Annotated in this window: 19 protein-coding genes and 1 pseudogene; 16 read left to right on the top strand and 4 right to left on the bottom strand. The window is 43.0% G+C overall.

Going from position 1 to position 22,709, the window contains the following annotated elements; genetic code table 11:
- Nucleotides 1–229: 229 nt before the first annotated feature.
- Nucleotides 230–1,483 (bottom strand): NADP-dependent isocitrate dehydrogenase, encoded by a 1,254-nt coding sequence (gene icd / locus ACRC53_RS04295; RefSeq protein WP_438623976.1) that lies wholly within the window; start codon nucleotides 1,481–1,483, stop codon nucleotides 230–232.
- A 146-nt stretch (nucleotides 1,484–1,629) separates the two neighbouring features.
- Between icd and rluE the strand changes: the two genes are divergently transcribed.
- From rluE to ACRC53_RS04260, 7 genes are all read left to right on the top strand, one after another.
- Nucleotides 1,630–2,274, top strand: a complete 645-nt coding sequence (gene rluE, locus ACRC53_RS04290; RefSeq protein WP_438635914.1) for a 23S rRNA pseudouridine(2457) synthase RluE — start codon at nucleotides 1,630–1,632, stop codon at nucleotides 2,272–2,274.
- 192 nt (nucleotides 2,275–2,466) lie between these two features.
- Nucleotides 2,467–3,576 carry a tRNA 2-thiouridine(34) synthase MnmA gene (mnmA, locus tag ACRC53_RS04285; RefSeq protein WP_438642319.1) on the top strand — a complete coding sequence of 370 codons (1,110 nt, stop codon included), beginning with the start codon at nucleotides 2,467–2,469 and terminating at the stop codon, nucleotides 3,574–3,576.
- Nucleotides 3,577–3,581: 5 nt separating this feature from the next.
- Entirely contained in the window at nucleotides 3,582–4,208 is a 627-nt protein-coding gene (hflD, locus tag ACRC53_RS04280; protein ID WP_438642318.1) for a high frequency lysogenization protein HflD, read from the top strand.
- A gap of 64 nt (nucleotides 4,209–4,272) precedes the next feature.
- Nucleotides 4,273–5,643: an adenylosuccinate lyase gene (gene purB, locus ACRC53_RS04275; RefSeq protein ID WP_438642317.1), complete on the top strand. Its 1,371-nt coding sequence runs from the start codon at nucleotides 4,273–4,275 to the stop codon at nucleotides 5,641–5,643.
- 280 nt (nucleotides 5,644–5,923) lie between these two features.
- On the top strand, nucleotides 5,924–6,610 hold the full coding sequence (gene phoP, locus ACRC53_RS04270) for a two-component system response regulator PhoP (protein ID WP_438642316.1): 687 nt from the start codon (nucleotides 5,924–5,926) through the stop codon (nucleotides 6,608–6,610).
- Entirely contained in the window at nucleotides 6,610–8,094 is a 1,485-nt protein-coding gene (phoQ, locus tag ACRC53_RS04265) for a two-component system sensor histidine kinase PhoQ (RefSeq protein WP_438642315.1), read from the top strand. The genes phoP and phoQ overlap by 1 nt, the downstream gene beginning before the upstream one ends.
- A gap of 109 nt (nucleotides 8,095–8,203) precedes the next feature.
- Nucleotides 8,204–9,382: a ribosomal protein uL16 3-hydroxylase gene (locus ACRC53_RS04260; RefSeq protein WP_438642314.1), complete on the top strand. Its 1,179-nt coding sequence runs from the start codon at nucleotides 8,204–8,206 to the stop codon at nucleotides 9,380–9,382.
- Between the two features lie 262 nt (nucleotides 9,383–9,644).
- Here ACRC53_RS04260 and ppiC read toward each other — a convergent pair whose 3' ends face one another.
- A complete protein-coding gene (ppiC, locus tag ACRC53_RS04255; protein ID WP_438642313.1) occupies nucleotides 9,645–9,926 on the bottom strand; it encodes a peptidylprolyl isomerase PpiC in 282 nt (93 codons plus the stop codon).
- Between the two features lie 343 nt (nucleotides 9,927–10,269).
- Between ppiC and pfkB the strand changes: the two genes are divergently transcribed.
- Nucleotides 10,270–11,205 (top strand): 1-phosphofructokinase, encoded by a 936-nt coding sequence (gene pfkB / locus ACRC53_RS04250; RefSeq protein ID WP_438642312.1) that lies wholly within the window; start codon nucleotides 10,270–10,272, stop codon nucleotides 11,203–11,205.
- A 115-nt stretch (nucleotides 11,206–11,320) separates the two neighbouring features.
- Here pfkB and ACRC53_RS04245 read toward each other — a convergent pair whose 3' ends face one another.
- Entirely contained in the window at nucleotides 11,321–13,333 is a 2,013-nt protein-coding gene (locus ACRC53_RS04245; RefSeq protein WP_438642311.1) for a DUF2813 domain-containing protein, read from the bottom strand.
- 220 nt (nucleotides 13,334–13,553) lie between these two features.
- On the opposite strand from ACRC53_RS04245, the gene ACRC53_RS04240 reads away from it, so the two are divergent.
- The 3 genes from ACRC53_RS04240 to hcr all read left to right on the top strand — a co-directional run bounded on the left by ACRC53_RS04240 (nucleotide 13,554) and on the right by hcr (nucleotide 17,443).
- Nucleotides 13,554–14,453: a lysine exporter LysO family protein gene (locus ACRC53_RS04240; RefSeq protein ID WP_438642492.1), complete on the top strand. Its 900-nt coding sequence runs from the start codon at nucleotides 13,554–13,556 to the stop codon at nucleotides 14,451–14,453.
- A 119-nt stretch (nucleotides 14,454–14,572) separates the two neighbouring features.
- Nucleotides 14,573–16,228 carry a hydroxylamine reductase gene (gene hcp / locus ACRC53_RS04235; protein WP_438642310.1) on the top strand — a complete coding sequence of 552 codons (1,656 nt, stop codon included), beginning with the start codon at nucleotides 14,573–14,575 and terminating at the stop codon, nucleotides 16,226–16,228.
- A gap of 138 nt (nucleotides 16,229–16,366) precedes the next feature.
- Nucleotides 16,367–17,443: an NADH oxidoreductase gene (gene hcr, locus ACRC53_RS04230; protein WP_438642309.1), complete on the top strand. Its 1,077-nt coding sequence runs from the start codon at nucleotides 16,367–16,369 to the stop codon at nucleotides 17,441–17,443.
- A 113-nt stretch (nucleotides 17,444–17,556) separates the two neighbouring features.
- Here the strand turns inward: hcr and kch are convergent, their stop codons facing one another.
- Nucleotides 17,557–18,912, bottom strand: coding sequence for a voltage-gated potassium channel protein (gene kch, locus ACRC53_RS04225; protein WP_438642308.1), 1,356 nt, complete (start codon nucleotides 18,910–18,912; stop codon nucleotides 17,557–17,559).
- 572 nt (nucleotides 18,913–19,484) lie between these two features.
- On the opposite strand from kch, the gene ACRC53_RS04220 reads away from it, so the two are divergent.
- The 5 genes and pseudogenes from ACRC53_RS04220 to ACRC53_RS04200 form a co-directional block, all read left to right on the top strand.
- Nucleotides 19,485–19,829, top strand: a complete 345-nt coding sequence (locus tag ACRC53_RS04220) for an antibiotic biosynthesis monooxygenase family protein (RefSeq protein WP_438642307.1) — start codon at nucleotides 19,485–19,487, stop codon at nucleotides 19,827–19,829.
- A gap of 757 nt (nucleotides 19,830–20,586) precedes the next feature.
- Nucleotides 20,587–20,787 carry a hypothetical protein gene (locus ACRC53_RS04215; RefSeq protein ID WP_438642306.1) on the top strand — a complete coding sequence of 67 codons (201 nt, stop codon included), beginning with the start codon at nucleotides 20,587–20,589 and terminating at the stop codon, nucleotides 20,785–20,787.
- Nucleotides 20,788–20,981: 194 nt separating this feature from the next.
- The gene (locus ACRC53_RS04210) at nucleotides 20,982–21,485 is read left to right on the top strand and encodes a YbhB/YbcL family Raf kinase inhibitor-like protein (protein ID WP_438642305.1); all 504 of its coding nucleotides are present in this window, start codon (nucleotides 20,982–20,984) and stop codon (nucleotides 21,483–21,485) included.
- A gap of 49 nt (nucleotides 21,486–21,534) precedes the next feature.
- Nucleotides 21,535–21,816, top strand: a complete 282-nt coding sequence (locus ACRC53_RS04205) for a hypothetical protein (protein WP_438642304.1) — start codon at nucleotides 21,535–21,537, stop codon at nucleotides 21,814–21,816.
- Between the two features lie 204 nt (nucleotides 21,817–22,020).
- Nucleotides 22,021–22,623, top strand: a pseudogene (locus ACRC53_RS04200) (YfdX family protein); the annotation flags it as partial.
- Between the last annotated feature and the right edge of the window lie 86 nt (nucleotides 22,624–22,709).

Raw genomic sequence — 22,709 nt, 5'->3', positions numbered from 1 at the left:
CTTGTACAAATAGACGTTAGGGATAAAGTCTAACAGAGAACCCTTCATAACTTAAAAATATAATAGCTTCACTATTTACTGATGAAAATTAGCAAAACTATACTTTGAAGAGAGAAAGAGAAAGAGAAAGAGAAAGAGAAAATTTAGTCTAATTTTAGAATACAGCTGTTCTAACAAAAAAAGGGAAGCCAAAGCTCCCCCGTTTAAGCGTAAAAGTGATTCAACACAATTACATGTGTTCGCACATCGCCTTGGCAAATTCACTGCACTTCAATAACTTAGCATCATCCATCAGACGCTCAAAATCATAAGTGACCGTTTTCGCGGCGATAGCGCCTTCCATGCCTTTCACGACAAGATCGGCCGCTTCGAACCAACCCATATGGCGCAGCATCATCTCGGCAGACAAAATCAGTGAGCCTGGGTTCACTTTATCTTGTCCGGCATACTTAGGTGCTGTACCGTGAGTCGCTTCAAACACTGCACACTCAGTACCAATGTTAGCACCCGGTGCAATACCAATGCCCCCGACCTGAGCGGCCAAAGCATCAGAGATATAATCACCGTTTAAGTTCATGGTGGCGATAACATCATACTCAGACGGACGCAGCAAAATCTGTTGCAAGAATGCATCAGCAATGCAGTCTTTAATGATAATGTCACGGCCAGTTTGTGGATTTTTCAGTTTCATCCACGGACCGCCATCAAGCAGTTCAGCGCCAAACTCTTCACGAGCCAGCTCATATCCCCAGTCTTTAAAAGCCCCTTCGGTGAACTTCATGATGTTGCCTTTGTGAACCAGCGTCAGTGAATCGCGATCATTAAAAATCGTGTATTCAATTGCTGCACGGATCAAACGCTTAGACCCCTCTTCCGAGGTTGGCTTAATGCCGATACCGCAATTCTCAGTAAAGCGAATTTTCTTCACGCCCATTTCATCACGTAAAAAGGCGATCACTTTATCTGCATCGGCGGTGCCTGCTTTCCACTCAACACCAGCATAAATATCTTCCGCGTTTTCACGGAAAATAACCATGTCAGTCAGTTCAGGATTTTTCAACGGGCTCGGTGTTCCGTTGTAATAACGCACTGGGCGCAAGCAAATGTACAGATCAAGTTCTTGACGCAGAGCCACGTTCAAAGAACGAATACCACCGCCAACCGGAGTAGTCAGTGGGCCTTTAATCGCCACTCGGTATTCACGGATAAGATCTAATGTCTCTTTCGGCAGCCAGATATCTTCCCCGTAAATCTGGGTCGATTTCTCACCGGTATACACTTCCATCCACTCGATTTTACGCTGACCGCTGTACGCTTTCTCAATTGCGGTATCAACCACCAGCTTCATCGCGGGAGTAACATCAATGCCGATACCATCACCTTCGATATAAGGGATGACCGGATTATGTGGAACAACCAGTTTGCCATGTGCATCCAGTGTGATTTTCTGGCCTTCGGTCGGTACAACTACTTTGCTTTCCATTGACATCTCCTGACATCTCCTTCGAGCGTCCATTTGTTATGGTTTTGTAAGAGGCGCGTCAATAATACTCGAACATTATCGTTCCGCCAATCTCTTGCAGAATCCGCTATACTGTTTCGCTCACAGAATTTATTGAACAGAGTAAAATGATTACACGCCCAACGAAAAAAAAATCAGCCAAACCGTTTAAACGCAGCCCGTTACGTAAACCCACGTCTCCGTTATCCGAACCGCAGCGTATCATTTTGTTCAACAAGCCGTTTGATGTTCTACCGCAGTTTACTGATGAATCTGGTCGAACCACATTAAAAGATTTTATCCCCGTACAAGGTGTTTATGCGGCCGGTCGCCTCGATCGCGACAGTGAAGGCCTAATGGTGCTAACCAATGACGGTAAACTACAGGCCACACTGACACAGCCCAATAAACAGACGGGTAAAATTTACTGGGTTCAGGTTGAGGGCGTGCCAACAGAGGCTGATTTACAACGCTTACGTGAAGGTATCACTTTAAATGATGGCCCAACGCTACCTGCTCATGTGCAGTTGCGTGATGAACCGCACTGGCTATGGCCGCGTAACCCGCCGATTCGTGAACGCAAAGCCATTCCCACATCATGGCTTGAATTGACACTTTTTGAAGGGCGTAATCGTCAGGTTCGCCGAATGACCGCGCATATCGGGTTTCCAACATTGCGTTTAATTCGCTTTCAAGTGGGTCAGTGGGATCTTGAAGGGCTTGAAAATGGCACATGGCGTGATATCAGCCCTACTTCAACCAAGATAAAGTAAGCCAGCTTATATCCCAAAACAAGATATGCTCTTTGCTCTGCCCTGCAACGTAAGGGCACGGCTAAACAGGGTTTTGCTGATCTGGGCGACACCTCTGTTCTATGTTAAAATCTGCTGCCTGAATTCTGAGAGAAAAATTCCATCAACTTTTTATCGGGCCATCTGCATGGCCACAACGGGTGTAATACACAAATGTCTGATAACAGCCATATCAAAGTGATCGTCGGGATGTCCGGCGGGGTTGACTCTTCCGTTTCCGCTTACCTGCTGCAGCAACAAGGCTATCAGGTTGAGGGGCTGTTCATGAAGAACTGGGAAGAAGATGACACCGAGGAGTATTGCTCTGCGGCACAGGATCTGGCCGATGCTCAAGCCGTATGCGATAAGCTGGGCATGAAGTTACACACGGTGAACTTTGCCGCTGAATACTGGGATAACGTTTTTGAACACTTCCTTGAAGAGTACAAAGCGGGCCGCACGCCAAACCCTGATATTCTGTGCAATAAAGAGATTAAGTTTAAGGCCTTTTTAGAGTTCGCCGCCGAAGATTTAGGCGCGGATTATATCGCTACCGGCCACTATGTACGCCGCTCTAATCGTGATGAAAATGGTCAGGTACAACTGTTGCGCGGGCTTGATCAAAATAAAGATCAGAGCTATTTCCTGTATACGCTGGGATCTGAACAAGTTGCACAAAGCCTGTTCCCTGTCGGTGAACTCGAAAAACCAGAAGTTCGCCGCATTGCCGAAGAGATTGGGTTGATCACCGCCAAGAAAAAAGACTCTACGGGGATCTGCTTTATCGGTGAACGTAAATTCACAGAATTTTTAGGCCGTTACCTGCCAGCACAACCGGGCAAAATCGTCAGTGTTGACGGTATTGTCATGGGCGAGCATCAGGGTCTGATGTATCACACGCTCGGCCAGCGTAAAGGGTTGCTGATTGGCGGAACCAAAGAGGGTTCGGAAGAGGCGTGGTATGTGGTTGAAAAAGATGTGGAAAATAATCAGCTGATTGTTGCACAGGGCCATGATCACCCGCGCCTAAAATCAAACGGTTTGATTGCGCAGCAGTTACACTGGGTTGATCGCCACACTGTTACCGCACCTTTCCGTTGTACGGTGAAAACCCGTTATCGCCAGCAGGATATTCCGTGCACTATCACCCCGCTTGGTGATGATAAAATCGAAGTGCGTTTTGATGAGCCACAAATTGCCGTGACCCCCGGCCAATCTGCCGTATTTTATGCCGGTGAAGTGTGCTTGGGCGGCGGTATTATTGAGGCGCAAATCAAGGAGTGATTTCAGTGGCAAAAAATACCACGGATGTTGTCATTGCACTTTCCGGCATGTGTCAGGCAGTGAGATTAGTGCAAGAGATTGCACGCGATGGAAACAACCACAGCGAGGCGCTTCGCGCTTCGCTACATAGCATTTTACAAACATCTCCTACATCAACGCTGGCCGTTTTTGATAATGAGCCGCTAAATCTGCGCCTTGGATTAGAGACGCTGATTAACCAGTTATCTGGCATGAAGGGGCAGCAAGATACGCAACTGACTCGCTATTTAATCGGGTTGATTATCCTTGAGAAAAAGCTCTCAGCCCGTAAAGACAGTATTTCTATCTTGTCTGATCGTATCACACGGCTTGATCGTCAGCTTGCCCACTTTGATCTGCTCGATGAGCAGATAGTTAGTGCGATTGCCGAGATTTATGTTGATGTCATCAGCCCGCTTGGGCCACGTATTCAAGTTACTGGCAACCCAACCCATCTGCAAAATAGCCTTGTCCAAAGCCGAATTCGAGCCTGTTTGTTGGCCGGAATTCGGGCTGCCGTATTGTGGCGACAAGTGGGTGGAAGCCGATTGCAACTGGTCTTTTCGCGCGGAAAACTGGCTGAACAGGCCAAGCGTATGCTTGCCGAGCTGTAAATGGCCCGCTTTTTTCTATTTTCTGTATCAACGTTTACTATCTGAACTCAGGAGTTTTATCCCCATGGAACTGTCCGCTCTGACAGCTGTATCCCCGATTGATGGCCGCTACGGCGATAAAGTCACCGCCTTGCGTGGCATTTTCAGTGAATTTGGTTTGCTGAAATTTCGGGTAATGGTAGAAGTTCGCTGGTTACAAAAACTTGCCGCCTGTGAAGGCATTGCTGAAGTACCGGCACTCAGCGCCGACGCAAACGCTTTCCTTGATCAGATTGTGAGCGATTTTTCTGAAGCCGATGCTGCACGGATTAAAACCATTGAGCGCACCACCAACCACGATGTCAAAGCGGTTGAGTACTTCCTGAAAGAAAAAGTAGCCGCCCAGCCCGAGTTGAATGCGGTCAGTGAATTTATTCACTTTGCCTGCACCTCTGAAGATATCAACAATCTGTCACACGGGCTTATGCTGAGTACGGCACGTACAGACGTGCTAAATCCAGTATGGCGTACGCTGATCGACCAGATCAAAGGTCTGGCACACACCTACCGCGACATGCCACTGCTTTCACGTACCCACGGTCAGCCAGCAACACCGTCAACGGTCGGTAAAGAGATGGCTAACGTGGCTTACCGCCTAGAGCGCCAATTCCGTCAGCTGCAACACGTTGAGATCCTAGGTAAAATTAATGGCGCGGTAGGTAACTACAACGCACATCTGGCGGCCTACCCTGATGTTGACTGGCACCATTTTAGTGAACGTTTTGTTACTTCACTTGGCCTAAATTGGAACCCGTACACCACACAAATTGAGCCGCACGACTACATTGCCGAACTGTTTGATGTGGTTGCCCGTTTCAACACTATTTTGCTCGATTTTGACCGCGATATGTGGGGCTACATTGCGCTCAATCACTTTAAGCAAAAAACCATTGCCGGAGAGATCGGCTCTTCTACTATGCCGCATAAGGTGAACCCGATTGACTTTGAAAACTCAGAGGGCAATATCGGGTTAGCCAATGCACTGTTTGATCATCTGGCGGCTAAATTGCCGGTTTCACGCTGGCAGCGTGACTTAACCGACTCTACCGTACTGCGTAATTTGGGTGTTGGCGTAGGCTATTCACTGATCGCCTATCAATCCACCCTTAAAGGCATCAGCAAGCTTGAGGTGAATGAGGGCAACCTTGCGAACGAGCTTGATCACAATTGGGAAGTATTGGCAGAACCAATTCAAACCGTGATGCGCCGTTACGGTATCGAAAAGCCGTATGAAAAACTCAAAGAACTGACCCGTGGTAAACGCGTAGATGCAGAAGGTATGCAGCAATTTATTGATGGTTTAGCCCTGCCTGAGCATGAAAAAACTCGTCTAAAAGCCATGACACCGGCCAACTATATTGGCCATGCTGTGCATATGGTTGATGCATTAAAATAACACGATATCATTTTGTAAATGCAATGATTTAACAATTTCACGATGTAGTTATACCCAGTTGCCTTACAAAACTTCCCATGCATTAAATAAAATACACTGCATATTCAAGCCGATAACTCTGTTGTCGGCTTTTTTGTTTGCACTTTTGTTTAGCATAGGTTTAAACAAACACATTATGTTGTGCGATAACATATAGCATGTTAATACTGGTTAACACAGTGAGGTAAAATTACCCACCTCTTTTATATGGCGAATAAATCAGTCACTGTCCGAGGTTTTAATGCGCATTCTGATTGTTGAAGATAATGCCCTGCTCCGCCATCACCTGAAAGTGCAGCTTGAAGAGCAAGGGAATCAGGTTGATGCGGCAAAAGATGCCGTAGAAGCGGACTATTTTCAGCAAGAGCATGAACTGGATATCGCGCTGGTCGATCTCGGCCTGCCCGATGAAGACGGTTTATCGCTGATCCGCCGTTGGCGAGCCGCTGGAAAAAAATTGCCGATTCTGATACTCACCGCACGCGAAAGCTGGCAAGAGAAAGTTCAGGGGCTGGAATCAGGTGCTGATGATTATGTCACCAAGCCATTTCAGCTCGAGGAAGTGGTTGCCCGTTTACAGGCACTGCTTCGCCGCAGTAACGGCATTGCGTCTACCTACATGACCGCCGGCCCGTATCAGCTAAACCTGTCACGCCGCGAACTCACTATTCACCAGCAACCGGTAAAACTAACCGCATTTGAGTATAAAATCCTCGAATACCTGATGCGCAACCACCAGCAGGTGATCAGTAAAGATCATTTGATGTTCCAGCTATATGCTGATGCCGAACTGCGTGAAACCCACACCATTGATGTGCTGATGGGCCGCCTGCGCCGCAAACTAGCCCTTGAAGAGAGTGAGGGGCATAACGATGTGATCACGACCGTACGGGGTCAGGGATATCGCTTTGAGCTAAGTTGCCAATAATGGTGATATTTTCTCGGGTAACACAAGGCATTAACCGTATTAAACAGGCTATCGGCAACCTGAAATTTCAGTCATTACGGCTGCGTTTTCTGCTGGCAACCGCCGTATTAATTGGCGTGTTATCACTGCTGTACGGCGTTGTAGCGATTGGCGGTTATATCTATGTGTTTGAGAAATCGACCTACCGGATCATGAGCAGTGAGGGAAATTTATTCGTTAATTTCGCACACTGGAAAGAGGATAAGCTCAGCGTACACGTCCCCGACAGCCTGTTGCGCAATAAAATGCTATTGGCATGGATTTATGATGCTGACGGAAAATTGCTCTGGCGGCTGGAAAATGTACCGGAATTTGAAAAAGCGATAGCCCCTGAGTGGCTAAAAAAACCCGGTTTCTATGAGATAGATAGCCCGCACCCAATAGCCACCTACCCGCTGATGAACAACGAGCGTTTAAAAGCGGGTCTGAATGAGTATCTTGATGATGCAGTCACCTACTCGGTGGCCGTGAACACCTATCCGGCCAGTAATGAACTGCCATCAATGACCATTGTTACTTTAGATGTTGTGCCGCAAGAGTTACAAAATGCTGATTATGTCTGGTTGCTGTTTGAGTGGGTATTACTGGCGCATGTTCTGCTAATCATCCCGCTTTTATGGCTGGCAGCCAACTGGAGTTTATTGCCCATTGCCAATCTTGCCCAACAAGTTGAAGAGCTAGAGAATAACCAGCGCCAACAACTCGACTTCAGCCCAAAACCGCCTCAGGAGTTGCGCCGCCTGATCATCAATTTAAACCGGCTGATTACCGCACAAAAACAGATGCAAGAGCGTTACCGCGCAACACTGGGCGATCTGACCCACAGCTTGAAAACCCCACTGGCCGTACTACAAACTACCCTGCGCTCTGTGCGGTTATCCCCCGAAAAAAATCATTTTGACGAAGCCGAACCGGTGCTACAAGAGCAGATTGACCGGATCTCACAACAAATCGGCTATTACCTGCGCCGTGCCGATCGCCCGCACGATGGGCCACTTAACCGTAAATTAACCTCGGTGGCCGGTATGCTCGATGCCTTATGTGGTGCATTTAATAAAGTTTATGCGAGCAAAGGAGTTAGCTTATCACTTGATATTTCACCAGAGCTTATCTTTATTGGCGATAAAGATGACTTTATGGAGGTAATGGGAAATATCATTGATAACGCATGTAAGTACAGTCTGGAATTTGTCTCTATCCGTGCCAACATGCAAAATAACCAACTGATACTGATTGTTGATGATGATGGCCCTGGTATTCCAGCCAATAAACAGCACATTGTGGTACAACGTGGACAGCGGGCCGACACATTAAAACCAGGCCAAGGGCTTGGTTTAACCATTGCACTGAGTATTATTGATCGCTACAAAGGTGAGATGCACTTCCACTCTGGCGCACTTGGTGGCGCGCAAGTGACTGTTATGTTTGGCGATCAAGAAGAGTGACTGCAATATTTGCTCCGTATAAAGCACACAGAGATCCTAAGATAAGCAAGATAGAGGCGAAAAGAACACGTATAATGCGCCAACCGCTATTTTGAGGATACCTGACACTATGCCATACCAACTAAATATTAATTGGCCCACTTTTATGGCGACATATTGGCAGAAAAAACCTGTCATTCTTCGTGGGGCATTTACTGATTTTATTGACCCGATGTCTGCCGATGAGCTGGCCGGTATTGCCACCGAGCCAGAAGCAGACAGCCGCATTGTCAGCTTCAAAAACCAGCAATGGAATGCCCAGCATGGCCCATTCGAGAGCTATGATCACCTTGGGGAAACGCACTGGTCACTGTTGGTACAGTCGGTTAACCATTGGCATCCGCTGGCTGCAAAACTGATCACTCCGTTTCGGGTGCTACCAAACTGGCGTCTTGATGACTTAATGGTCTCCTTCTCTACCCCGCACGGTGGCGTTGGCCCGCATATTGATCAGTATGGCGTGTTTATCATTCAAGGTTCAGGCTTGCGCCGCTGGCGTGTTGGCGATAAATTGCCATTGCAAGAGCACTGCCCACACCCAAGTCTACTGCATGTTGAACAGTTTAAACCCATTATTGATGAAGAACTAAACCCAGGCGATATTTTATACATTCCACCAGGTTTCCCACACGATGGTGAATCGATTGAAACCTCCATGAGTTTTTCAGTTGGATACCGAGCCCCCGATCAGCGCGATCTAATCAGCAGCTTTGCAGACCATGTATTGGCACACGATCTGGGTAACCACCGTTATGATGATCCTGATCTGGCGCTAACCAGCACGCCGGGTGAAATTACCGTTGCCGAAACGGATAAAATCCACCGTATGATGCTCGATTTACTCAGTGATAAAACCCACTTCAACAACTGGTTTGGTAGCTTTATTAGCCAGTCTCGCCACGAGCTTGATTTAGTTGAAGCTGAACCGGAATTTACGCCCGAAGATCTGTATGAAATGTTGCACAGTGGTCTAACGCTGCAACGCTTGGGCGGCCTACGTGCATTTTATCTGGGTGAGCGTTGTTTTATTAATGGTGAAGAGTTACTGCTCCCTAACGGCAGTGAAGAGCTTCGTTTGCTCTTGTGCGACCTTGAAGCATTCAGTGCTGAAGAGCTCGGTGAGCTTCTCAATAATACTGCCGTAATGACGCTACTCACTGAGCTAGTCAATACCGGTTATTGGTATTTTGAGGATATTTCTGGAGAAGAGTTTGATGACAGCGATTTTGATGATAATAACGCAAAATAATGTCTGATAATGAGATTACTATACTGATAACCTAGCAATATAATACTCACATAGAGGGCATAGTTGATTGACTATGCCCTCTATGTCTTTTGGTCTTTTGGTCTTTTGCTTGATACTGACTAATTGCAGTGATATTTGTTTATTATTTTCCATGTTTATCATTATTAATTGCATGAATATCCATTTGACAAAGGCCTATTGGAATACTCATGAATATAAATAAAGATCTATACATAAAAAGGAGTATACAAACGTCAATATATTAATTTCGATATAATACTTTTATCAGATGAAACCCAAATTGGGTTTTTACCGGCCCCATTACTTCAAGCAAGGGCGCAGAGAAAACCACCTGATCAAACGCTCGCACCATTTGCCCTTTACTAAACTCCCCTAAATCACCACCCTGTTTTCCTGAAGGGCACGTTGAAAACTGGCGCGCCAGCTTGCCAAAATCAGCACCAGCAGCCAATTTCTGTTTAAGTACAATACACTCTTTTTCAGTTTTTACTAAAATATGTACTGCTGCGGCTTTATTTGCCATATCTATCTTACCTACTCTGTTTTCTTAATCTAGAAATGATAATCACTTTGGTATGTGAATACCTGTTTTAATACATCTAAAAGTACACTTTTCTCATGAAAATTATTCCAATAATACATAACAAATCTGCTATGATCCGCTCACTTTATTATTTTAGTTATCTTCTGTGTTGAAATACGCTGCATCTTGAGAATAATCAGCTAGTGCTGATTCGCTTCAGCTTGTACAATCATCACATATAAACGATTAACGGCATTATATTGAGCTGAGTGATTGATTGTTGATGATCCACAGCAGTCTTCTCGTCGTTGTTACTGATTTTTATTTTTAGGAGTCATCGCTGATGCAGCGTGTGATTGCAGTAACCTTGAATCCAGCGATTGATTTAACCGGTAACATTGATGAACTACATCCGGGTGAACTCAATCTGGTCAATGATTTTAGCCGCCATTGCGCGGGTAAAGGGATTAACGTTGCCAGCATTTTAGCTGATTTAGGGGCTGATGTTACCGTAAGCGGTTTTATGGGTGATAACAATCAAATGGGTTTTGAAAATCTATTTGAGCAAAAAGGCCTCAAAGATCAATTCTTACGTGTTAATGGCCGCACACGGGTGAATATTAAACTTGCAGAGGCACATGCCCGCATGACTGAAATTAATTTCCCCGGATTTCACGTTGATACAGCCCTGCAACAACGCTTATTTGATCAGCTGCGCCATCAAGCCACGCCAGAGACACTGTTTATTCTCAGTGGCAGTTTGCCGCGCGGTGTTGAGCCTTGGTTTTATGCTGAGTTAATCCGCGCGTTACGGGCAAAAGGGGCGACTGTCTATTTTGACTCTAGCTCTACTGCGCTGGCCGAAGGCATTAAAGCGGGGCCACACTTAATTAAACCCAATTTGCACGAGTTATCGCACTGGTGTGGAGAGGAGATCACCACGCTCGAACAGGCTCTGCCTTATGCATACCGTTTACTTGAGCTTGGAGTTGAAACTGTTGTCGTTTCAGCCAGTTCACAAGGGGCAATTGCGGTACAACAACATAATGGGTTCCGTAGCATTCCCCCTGAAATTAATGTGGTTTCTGAAGTAGGTGCAGGTGATACCTTAGTGGCAGGGTTAGCATGGTCGGCCATTAAAGGCTGGGATATGGCCGAAGGGTTACGTTTTGCTACTGCACTGGCCAGTTGGACAGTGGCTGATCACGGTGTACATGTGCCCTCAATGGAAGCTCTTGATTATATGCTCAATAGCACACATGTCATGCCATTATCTTAATATTTTCCAGCCGTTTTGACCGTATTTCTGGCAACATTTCCTGCACGATTACACGGTCAAATATAGCCGGATATTGAGTGCCCCATCGGGCACTCAATAATGCAAATAACCCTATCTACCCTGCCCGCCCACGAGCTAGCCACACCACCTTTGAAAACATTTGACGCAGTAACTTCGGTATAGATTCGGTTCCCATCCGTTCGGCCTCTTCGACTATTGCCAATGCCATATCCGGTTTGGATGTGCGATGAATAGCTTTATCAATTACCCGCCGCGGCGAGAGTGGGATATTTTCAGGCAACCGTGCCACTTGATAATAGACATGCGCAAAACCGGCATGGAACAGATACAACTCCATATCAGCAACCGGTAAAAATGTCAGATTTTCACGCTCTGAACTGGTCAGGCTTTCATTTTTACTCTTTTTATCGCTATTGAACTCATGGTTATTTGCCGGATAAGAGGTAAACGGATTACGTGATGACGATGTTCGCAAAAAACCGCGTACAGTCGCGGCATATTTCTTACCGGCATCATCACCGTCGGTCAGTACATGCCACTCAATGCCCATGGCATTGGCAAACTTGATCAGCGGTTTAAGGCCGCACTGTGCAAACTCAATAATTTTGATACCTTCCGATTGCAGATGATAACCGGCTAGCCGCGCCAGCTCTGTCAGCAACCAGACTTCCGTCTCGCCTTCAACCAGTAACCAGCAACGCGCAAAAAGTGATGATGCTCGGTTTAAACGGATGTGAAACGCAATCCGACGACTGTCTTCACGGCTAAGCATTGAGGGCAAAATACGGTAGGCAGAGACTCGACTCGAATGGCGGACCAAACGGCAGACGCGGTCTACCGGCACGTACGACAACAATTCACCTGAGTTGGTGGTTGTCAGCCGCTGTAGCGGTAATTCCGAGAGCAGCCCCCATGCCACCGAGAGCATAATCGGGTGCAGACGGGTTTCTGGGTCTTCTACAATCAAGAGCGGTTTGGCGTTTGGATCGAGTGATTCAATGCCTTTAGCATGCAAAATGCTCGCAAACATCCCCAAAAGTAACAGGCGGATGGTGCGGTTCTCAGGGCGCTGTGCCAATCCCCGTAAAATATCAAGTGATTGCCATGAGTTGTGCAGCGTCAAGTCAGGGCTTCTTCGACGCCTTGCCACTGTGGGTGATGTACTGTGTTCGGTAAAGTAGTGCTCAAGAAGCTGGCGGGCAGCATCCAACCCTTCACGGATCTCTTTATTGGTAATACGCTGTGGGTTATCTTGCAGGTTGTGGGTCAGTTTATCTGACAGCGTTTTATAAATATGCTGTGAGAGTTCACCCGAGATATCAAAGGGGTGTGCGGCGTGCTCTGCATCCCCCATAAAGTGGTTTGCTTGCTGACCTGTTTGATGATCAGTGTGATACGCTGAGATGGCAGCATTTTCATTTTTATTTGCGTTTTCCCCCTCAGGCGGCACGGTTTTAGACTCAATAAAATCAGTGTGTATCTGCCGCGATCGCCGCTGTAAAAGATAGCGGCGCGCCCTATCGTAGCGCGACAGAGGTCGAGTTCTCTGCCTGTCAGTATGCTTCTGCATATTGGGTGACGTAGGCTCAGACTTGGCTTTTTGGTTACGTACCAACCGCGCATCACGCAAGCGCAATACCGGATGCAACCGGATCAGCTGGTGGATTAACGGTTCAATATTGTCAAGGTGTAACGGCTTGCCCTGCTCATCAATAAAGTTACGCCATGTGGATACCGAGCCATCATCACACCACTCACCCTCTAGCCGAAAATGCAGCCGCTGTAATTTATCATTACGCGGGCTCACCCATGCCGCTTGAAAAGGTGCATAGTGCGCTTGCTGCCAGTGTCCTGATGTCAACTCGCGAAAGGTGAAAACAATATGCAGGTGCCGCTCTTTTGCCTGCTCTTCACCGGGAGGATGATAAAAATCACTCGCTTTAAAACGATACAAGGTATCTGCTGGGGCGAGCAGCAAACTTAACGCATCCAGCAGGCTTGATTTTCCCCAGGCATTTTCACCGATTAAAACGGTGTTCTCATCCAGCAAAAGTGACAGTCGGTTAATACCACGAAATCCAACAATTTCAATGCGTTCGAGAAACATTTCTCATCCTCGTGAAGGCGTTATCTTGTAAGAGAGTTACCCCCGCAGCGGTATGTGGTCAAGTGATTTACATCGGCGGTTGGTTTTACTTCACAATGTTAACAATCTCTTTTTTTATTTTATGGATACGTTATCTCAGACACATTTCTTTACAGCCTTCTGGCTTTGCGCTAGCGTGTGAATATCCCCCCTGTCGCTCTGCTGGTTTTAAGGAAAAATGATGTACTCCGGCCTGTTAATTGTGATTGTTCCTCTGCTTATTGGTTATCTGTTTCCGCTTCGCCAACCGGCACTAACGCCATGGATAGGTAAATTATGTGGCTGGATGGTCTATGTTATTTTAGGGTTAATGGGTATCACCCTCTCTTATTTAGATAACCTTTCTGCAAATTTGCAACACATCGTGCTGAATGCACTGGTCTTTTTCGGCTGTATTAATCTGCTAAACCTTATTGCTTTATATGTGGTGGATAAATGCTGGCCGTGGCAGGTTACGTTACATCAACAGGTATTGCCTTCACGCCTGAAAATGGCTGCCGACTCACTGCAATTGCTGGGCGTTGTATTTGTTGGGTTTGCTGTAGGTTGGGTAACACAACCTTGGTCAGCACATGCAGGTAAAGCCAGTGAATACGCGCTGATTTTTTTACTGTGGTTAATTGGTATTCAGTTGCGTAATAGCAATATGCCGTTGCGACAAATTTTGCTCAACCGCCGTGGAATGCTGATTGCCGTGGTTGTACTGATCAGTTCCCTGCTTGGCGGGCTGATTGCAGCATTACTGTTGGGGCTGCCTCTCAATAAAGGGTTGGCCATTGCGTCAGGGTTCGGCTGGTATTCACTTTCTGGCATTATGCTAACCGATGCACTTGGGCCAATACTGGGCAGTGCAGCATTTTTCAATGACTTACTCCGTGAGCTGATCGCCATTATGATTATTCCGCTGCTGGTACGCCGCTACAGTATGTCAGCAGTAGGTATTGGTGGTGCAACGGCAATGGATTTTACTCTGCCGGTGATCCAAAAGTCAGGCAGTGTACAGCTTGTACCCGCAGCCATTGTCAGTGGCTTTATTCTTAGCCTCAGCGCACCGGTCTTTATGGCGCTGTTTGCACTCTGATTATTGATCTGCATCAAGACAGAATGAAATCGCATTAAGTTGCATTTGAAATGCTTGTTTATGAGTTCTATGATGACTCTATAACAAGCATATAAAATATAACTTAATGCGAGGCTTCAATGTATTGTGTTCAATGTGAGCAAACTATTCGTACTTCTGTCGGTAACGGCTGTTCTTACGCGCAAGGTATGTGTGGCAAAACCTCAGAAACCTCTGACTTGCAAGATTTGCTGGTTGCAGTGCTTGAAGGGTTGTCGGCATGGGCAGTAACGGCGCGTAGCTATGGCATTATTGACGCTGATGTCGATGCGTTTGTGCCAAAAGCGTTTTTTGCAACACTGACCAATGTTAACTTTGATTCAGCCCGCATTGTTGAGTATACCCAACAGGCTATTACGCTGCGTGAAGCACTGGCCACACAGTGTAGACTACACAATGCCGAGGCTCATGTTGCCCTTCCGGTTGCTCATATCCAACTGTCTGATTTGGCCATTCCTGCATTAACCCTGCAAGCGGCTGAATATGCGCTGAACAAAGATAAAGCTGAAGTGGGTGATGATATTCATGGCCTGCGTATGCTTTGTCTGTATGGCTTGAAAGGTGCAGCTGCGTATTTAGAGCATGCCCGCGTTTTAGAGCAGCAACGTGCTGATGTGTATGCAACATTCCACGGTTTTATGGCATGGCTGGGTACTAACCCAAGTGATATGCAAACCCTGCTCGACAATGCAATGGCTATCGGCCTGATGAACTTTGATGTTATGGCGATGCTTGATACGGGTGAAACCGGTTTATACGGCAACCCTGTGCCAACAAGTGTCAATATACGAGCTGTCAAGGGTAAAGCGATTTTAATTTCCGGACATGATCTTAAAGACCTCAAAGCACTGTTAGAGCAAACCGAAGGTACGGGTATTAATATCTATACTAACGGGGAGATGCTGCCTGCTCACGGTTATCCTGAACTAAAAAAATACCCGCATCTGGTCGGTAACTACGGCAGTGCATGGCAAAACCAGCAAGAGGAATTTGCACGCTTCCCAGGGCCTGTCGTGATGACATCTAACTGCATCATTGACCCGAATGTTGGCAATTATGCTGACCGGATCTGGACACGCAGCATTGTTGGCTGGCCAAATGTTAAACATCTTGAAGGTGAAGATTTCTCTGCAGTGATTGCCCAAGCGCAGGAGATGGCTGGCTTCCCGCATACTGAAATCGATGAGATGATCACGGTAGGTTTTGGCCGTGAAACTCTGCTCGGTGCAGCGGATACAGTGATTGATATGGTAGCAAACAAACAACTGCGCCACGTATTTTTAGTGGGTGGGTGTGATGGCAGCCGTGGTGAGCGCCACTATTTCACCGATTTTGCCCGTGAGATCCCTGAAGATTGCTTAATCATGACGCTGGCCTGTGGTAAATATCGTTTTAATAAATTTGATTTTGGTACAATTGGTGCATTACCACGCTTGCTTGATGTTGGTCAGTGTAATGATGCTTATTCAGCCATTATGTTGGCAGTTAATTTAGCGGAAAAGCTCAATTGTGGCATTAATGATTTACCGTTAACGCTGGTGCTTTCTTGGTTTGAACAAAAAGCCATTGTTATTTTATTAACATTGCTGGCTCTTGGCGTAAAAGATATTTATACCGGCCCTACTGCACCTGCATTTTTAACTGATAATGTGCTCGCAATATTAAATGAAAAGTTTGGTATGCGATCTATTACTACTGTAGCTGAAGATATGAAGTCTATTCTATCTCCTGCATAACTTCTCACCATCTGTAATAAATATAGGCACATGTTTTTGCATGTGCTTATTCATTTCATATTATTGCTATTATTTATTCAGTCTAATTATTCAGATTCATTATTCAGATTCATTATTCAGCTTACAGTGAGTATCACTATGATGACTTCCGCCACGCTTTGCCACAATGCAATGTATGTTCATGCTTTACATCAAGAAACGGCGGATGTTTTTACGCTGATATTACGCCCAGCCAAGCCTTATTCTTATTTGGCTGGCCAGTATGCCTTTGTGAATATCGGTAATAATCAGCCAGAAAACAAGCCGGGCAATCTCCCCGTTGTACGTGCATATACAATATCTTCATCACCCAATGTGAGTGAATATATCAGTATTACTGTACGGCAAATTCCCAATGGCGTTGGTTCTCAGTGGTTAACAACTCAGGTTAAGGTTGGCGATACATTGTGGTTAAGTGATGCTCAAGGGGATTTTACTTGTGCTACACATGCTGATAATAAACAATATCTGATGCTTGCTGCCGGTTGTGGGATAACCCCCATTATGTCTATGACACGCTGGTTAATGCATCAGCGTAAAAATACGCATGTCACTGTTATTTATAATGCACACAGTGTTGACGATGTTATCTTCGCCCAAGAGTGGCAACAACTTGCAGCATCGCACCCGAAAACATTATCGTTACATATTATGGCGAAACAACCTCACCACCCTGCACCACTTAATGGCCGATTATCATTTGATATGTTAAAGCAACTTGTGCCTGATGCAGAAAAATATACGGTGATGAGTTGCGGACCAGAATCTTATATGGCGTTATCCAAAACAGTGACAGAACAATTGGGCGTCAAACAAGGTGAGTTTTATCAAGAGTCATTTTTCAATGCTAAAGACAATAATCTTACAACAGAAAAAAGTGCGGTAATAGAAAATACTGCAACGGGCTCTGTTAATACAATGGCGAAGTTACATATTCGCGGGCTACAACGCGATATCCATGTTCCAGTAGGTACAACATTACTGGCAGCACTAGAGCAACATGATGTCCCCGTTTTTGCCGCCTGCCGTGCCGGTGTATGTGGCTCATGCAAAGTGCAGGTTATCAGTGGTGATACCGAATCATCTAGCCAGATGACGCTAAGTGCAGACGAGATTGCTTCTGGTTATGTGTTAGCATGTAGCTGTACTATTAATAGTGATTTAGAATTAGCTTAATTATTATCGAAACTGATTTTTAATAGAAATAAAATAGCGTAACTAACATATAAGTCATATGCTAGTTACGCTTTATGGATAAACACTTTTATACCAATAGAGTCAATATTAATTTATTTATCCGAGTTTTCAGTGCTCTTATTATCACTCTCTTCGACAAAAGGCTCACTGTTTTTATTTTGATCATCACTGACTGTACTCGCTGATGCTTCACCCTCTGCATTGCCATTATTCTCTTGTAATAAATCAGATTTTACTGTGTTATTTTCGCTAATGATGCCGTGTGCAGAATTTAATAACATTGAGATTAGCAAACTGCTGTCTACTTGCTCACCATTTAAAATTCTTGCTAATATTTCACTGCCAAATAATTGTGGTGATAAAATAACATCAGGTTGAACTTTTTTCACTTTATTAATGTTTTTACTATCACATACAGCAAGTACTGTTTTAACATCTTTATTTAAATCTTTTGCAGATAAAATTACAAACGCATTATCAGCATCATTGTCGCTCAAGGCTAAAATCGCCTTACAGTCATCTAACCCCGCTTTTTTCAATACTGCACTGTCATTACTATCACCTGAAACGATATCAAACTTGCCTTCTAAACGTTGCTCAAATTGAGCAAGCTCATCTTCTGGATGACTTGTAATAATAGTGACATCAAGCCCTCTCTGGTGAAGTTGCTGAATGGTATTAATGGCTAATATAGAGTGGCCACAAACAATAAAGTGATCTTTTCTTTTCATTTTCTTATGATTCCCTTTAATTAAATTATTAATACCACCACTGATCAATGGACCAAATATTGTCGTCATTGATGTTGCAAACACGGTAATCCCAGAAATAATCACTGAGATTGTAAATAATCGAGCAGATTCAGAAACAGGAACGATATCGCCATAACCTACAGTTGTCATCGTTTCAATAGAAAAGTAAAACGATGTCATTAAGTTATGTATTTTTGGGTTAAATCCTTCACCGAAATATAATGCACCATACGTTGAGTAAAAAAGTAAAGATGCAAAACTTATTAAGGCAAAAATCCCCCCTGCTGTTGAACTGCTACTTTCGAAATCTTTTTTTAGTAAAATAAGAATGAGCATTGAAATTGCACAAAAACAGATGCTAAATTTCAAATAAGGATAAAAGTGTATGGTATAAACAAGTGTAATAAGTAACAGAACAATACTCATTGCCCATGCTAAACGAGCTCTGAATAATAAGCCAAAAAAGTTTAATACCAGAAAGATACCTAGCATAAACCACGGGGCATTAGCAAGCAATGAAAAGTCTATGCCTGAAACACTATTGATTTTAAAAATATCAAATAAACTGATTGGCAATTTATAGATGGTTTTAAAAATTAATAGCCCGTTTAGCAAAACAGCGATAGCAGCAATACCATGTCTGGCACGTAACCATATCTTAACTGTTTTTTGTTTAAAACCTGAAAAATAACTCAAGTGATCACCTTTTAGCGTTCAATGTATCAGAGCCTCTTCTTAATAGAGGATAATAACGTCAAAAACAAGAATATTCCATTTTTTCATATACAGATTAGAATGAAAATCAACCAAAAGTTAAGGCACTCAAAACATTACATTTCATTTAACTCTTTATAACTCAACAGATCTAACATATAAACACTCACTTAAAACATGACATGCTTTCACCTGCAATAAGTAGCACGCTATTTAAATATATTTAAAGTAACATTGCTATGTGTCGTGTTTTCTCTTTTATTGTTCATATTCATAATAGCACTTATCAATGCCACTCTTTCTTCCTTTATTCAATAGATATAAGCTCAGATTTTTTATCTGGTCTGTATTAAAATGATATGCAATACAGTTATTTGATTACTTGGTCATTTTAACATTAAGCTAATTGATTACCTCGTTACGCTCAATTACGCCACTTACGGGAAATTAACAATACTGACGGAGTTATACACAATAATACAATTTATTACACACAAAGCCTTTTTATTTCTATATTATATATTCAAATTATATAAGTGTTGAGTGCTACTATCATGCAAGATATTTATTCAGCTACCTTTATCTTCCAAAAAAAAGAGTATGATGATGAGTTTTATACTCTTGATAATATGATTGCTGAAATTGCAAAAAAAACAGCCGGCTACTTAGGTGACGAAAGTTATGTTCACCCTGAGTCAGGCCAACTGATTAATATCTATTACTGGGAAGGTAAAGAAGGGTTGGATGCGTTAATTCATAATGATACGCATAAAGAAGCAAAACAAAAACATGCTAAATGGCTAAGTGGTTATCAGGTTGTTATAGCAAAAATTGAAGCCGCCTATAATGATGGGAAAATTGAGCACCCATTAAAAGATAAGCTGATAAAAAAAGCATAAAATAAATAAATTAGTGTATAAAAAGCGTTATTGATAAAATAACGCTTTAGCTTTAATAAAAGCATAATAAAATAAAAACCCTCGCTATTTTATACTCTCTTCTATCAAATCTAAACAGTACTGTGATAATTCTTATATTATAGGTGAGAATATATTAGAGTATACTATTTTTCTGTATTTTTACTTTAGTCATGTATTATTAGCCGCATCAACAATAACACTCTATTTTCTTAAGTGCTCTGCTAAAAAAACATATACATTGATCATTGCCACACACCTACCTATTGCTATATGATTCAAAGTGAAACAACATACATACATTGAATCACATAATACAGTAACAAACTGTTCATTATAGGTTAAGGCCACTATGTTATATAAAAATAAAGGTACAGTAACACTTTCAACAATTGCACTTATTTGGGTATTATTTCTTGGTGCAGCACTATCAACCAATTTAACCTCAAACAATCATCGCCCAATCTGGGTGACATTTGCCTTTCTTGGTAATGTAATCGCCACATCGCTCCTAGCATCGTGGTCAAGAGAAGATTAATTACACATTTTCTCACTAAACTCTACTATCTCTTGCTGATAATAGCGTTTAGTTATTCAATTTGTTTGCACTCACCTCTTTAAATCTTCAATTTTTATTTTTCCTCTTTTCAATACACCATATTCATGGCATAACACACTCTATTATTAAATAAGATAATGCTTATGCATTTTAATAATCTTAACACATAGAGATAACGACATGAATAATCATAAAAAAAATAGCATAGAAATCAATACAAAAGTGGGTAGCTCTATGATAGCCCTACTTTGGATCCTCTTTATTGGTTCTGCACTCACTCACAATTTAACGATTAGCTCGCGCCCAGAGTGGCTATCATGGTTTTATCTTGGCAATGTTGTGGTGACTGCTGTATTGGCACTTTTTATGCGAAAAGACTAAATTTATCACTATGCAACTATGCAATAGGTATAGACACATCGTAAAAAGTAGTTACTTTTATAGTGATTTACACACAACATCTTTATCGATCTGTTTAATATCTTGAGTTAGCCTACACCTAGCCAATACCTTTATTTTAGTTATATTTTTATTGATAAATTAGCATAATAAGAAGAGCACACAGAGGTAATACTATGTCTAACTTGCAGAGTCATTTTACACTCTCTAGTTCTGAATTAAATGATGGTGATTTTCTTTTAAAACGCCATGCATTTAATGGTTTTGGTCATCAAGGTCAAAACTTATCACCTGCATTGCAGTGGAAAAATGCACCTGCCGGTACAAAAAGTTTTGCATTAACTATTCATGATAGTGATGCACCAACAGGAAGTGGTTGGTGGCATTGGGTTGTATTTAATATTCCTGCAAATACGCACGCATTGCCTGCTGGAGTTACACCTGAAGGCCTTGGTTTACCCACTGGCGCAGTACAAAGCTTAACTGACTTTGGTTTTTCTAGTTTTGGTGGCCCTTGCCCACCAGAAGGCCATGGCATTCACCATTATACATTTACACTTTATGCATTAAGTGTTGAATCATTAGACTTAACAGCAAATACAATGCCTGCTATGGTAGGTTTTATGCTTAATGCAAATATGTTAGCTAAAACAAGCTTTACTGCATTATATCAGTATTAAATAGCCATGACTGCATACTTTAAAGTATGACTTTGTTGTAGGACTTAGCATGCACTCAACCAATGTGGTTAAAACCACTTGTAACTCTGTTCAAAAACTTGAACGTATTAAATACATAAAATATGTAAAGCAAATTAAACAGATGCTATCTACCCCTGATATAACAGAACAGGAAAAAGCGTCACTTATTCAAGAAGCCTGTACTAAGTTAAAATGTTGGCAGAAATTTGACTTAAGTATGCTATTTTCTGATAACCCTGAACTTATGAAAATTGTAGAAAAGATTCGTCAATGTCAATCTTCCTTACAATCAAATAAAAGTAATATATAGTTAAGATATTCTTTCATATTAAAAGCAATTACATTGTTAATTGCTTTTAATATAAAAACTGTAGCATAAAAGTAGAAACAACAAAACATTTAGTAACAAACTATCCTATTTTTTAGTATCTAAAAAAAAACAATTTAGTATTATCTGATATTAGTTATATCAATATGATTTACGTGATTATCAATTGTTATGTAGGGAATTAAAATGAAGAAAATTTTATCTGCGGTTGCATTGTCTGTTGCTATTTTCTCTACTGGCGCAATGGCTGCTGAACAACCTGCTGTGCCTGCTGTTTCTCAGCAACAACAAAAAGATGCATTGCAAGTTGCCCAACAAGGTTTCTCTGCAATGATGAACGTACAGCGTGCGCGTGCAGCACTGTTTAATGGTCAGCCAACAGACGCCCAAAAGTTAGTGTTAAAAGCAAAAACTGAACTTGCGACCGATAGCATTGATTGGACTAAATTTATTAAAGTTGGTAAAACTGCACCATTAGCAGGTGATAATTATGTCATTATTAATGCATCAATGTCTGTCTCAGAAGATTTCTCGCCAACGCCAACTAAACAAAAAGCAATTAGCACTGCAAATGAAAAAATTAAAGCGGGTGATCGTAAAGGCGCTCTTGATACATTGCGTTTAGCAGGTATTGGTATTGTTGAAAATCAAGCATTAATGCCACTAAAACAGACTCAGCAACATGTCAATAAAGCAATTACACTAATAAAAGAAAATAAATACTATGAAGCTAACTTAGCATTAAAAGCAGCTGAAGATGGTATTATTATTGATTCAGAAAGCCTGATTGGTACACCTACACCAGCTACACCAGCTACACCAGCTACACCAGCTACACCAGCTACACCAGCTACACCAGCTACACCAGCTACACC

Source organism: Plesiomonas sp., assembly GCF_051652165.1.
GTDB lineage: Bacteria > Pseudomonadota > Gammaproteobacteria > Enterobacterales > CAMTGL01 > Plesiomonas.
The sequence above is the reverse complement of the archived record's forward strand: the minus strand, read 5'-3'. Positions and strand labels throughout refer to the sequence as shown.

Bases quoted from the DNA above. Each gene is read 5' to 3' on its own strand.
- ACRC53_RS04240 (WP_438642492.1), top strand. From the start codon at position 13,554: ATGTACTCCGGCCTGTTAATTGTGATTGTTCCTCTGCTTATTGGTTAT.
- purB (WP_438642317.1), top strand. From the start codon at position 4,273: ATGGAACTGTCCGCTCTGACAGCTGTATCCCCGATTGATGGCCGCTAC.
- rluE (WP_438635914.1), top strand. From the start codon at position 1,630: ATGATTACACGCCCAACGAAAAAAAAATCAGCCAAACCGTTTAAACGC.
- ACRC53_RS04220 (WP_438642307.1), top strand. From the start codon at position 19,485: ATGCAAGATATTTATTCAGCTACCTTTATCTTCCAAAAAAAAGAGTAT.
- ACRC53_RS04260 (WP_438642314.1), top strand. From the start codon at position 8,204: ATGCCATACCAACTAAATATTAATTGGCCCACTTTTATGGCGACATAT.
- pfkB (WP_438642312.1), top strand. From the start codon at position 10,270: ATGCAGCGTGTGATTGCAGTAACCTTGAATCCAGCGATTGATTTAACC.
- ppiC (WP_438642313.1), bottom strand. From the start codon at position 9,926: ATGGCAAATAAAGCCGCAGCAGTACATATTTTAGTAAAAACTGAAAAA.
- ACRC53_RS04245 (WP_438642311.1), bottom strand. From the start codon at position 13,333: ATGTTTCTCGAACGCATTGAAATTGTTGGATTTCGTGGTATTAACCGA.
- phoP (WP_438642316.1), top strand. From the start codon at position 5,924: ATGCGCATTCTGATTGTTGAAGATAATGCCCTGCTCCGCCATCACCTG.
- ACRC53_RS04210 (WP_438642305.1), top strand. From the start codon at position 20,982: ATGTCTAACTTGCAGAGTCATTTTACACTCTCTAGTTCTGAATTAAAT.
- mnmA (WP_438642319.1), top strand. From the start codon at position 2,467: ATGTCTGATAACAGCCATATCAAAGTGATCGTCGGGATGTCCGGCGGG.
- icd (WP_438623976.1), bottom strand. From the start codon at position 1,483: ATGGAAAGCAAAGTAGTTGTACCGACCGAAGGCCAGAAAATCACACTG.
- phoQ (WP_438642315.1), top strand. From the start codon at position 6,610: ATGGTGATATTTTCTCGGGTAACACAAGGCATTAACCGTATTAAACAG.
- hcp (WP_438642310.1), top strand. From the start codon at position 14,573: ATGTATTGTGTTCAATGTGAGCAAACTATTCGTACTTCTGTCGGTAAC.
- hcr (WP_438642309.1), top strand. From the start codon at position 16,367: ATGATGACTTCCGCCACGCTTTGCCACAATGCAATGTATGTTCATGCT.
- ACRC53_RS04215 (WP_438642306.1), top strand. From the start codon at position 20,587: ATGAATAATCATAAAAAAAATAGCATAGAAATCAATACAAAAGTGGGT.
- ACRC53_RS04205 (WP_438642304.1), top strand. From the start codon at position 21,535: ATGCACTCAACCAATGTGGTTAAAACCACTTGTAACTCTGTTCAAAAA.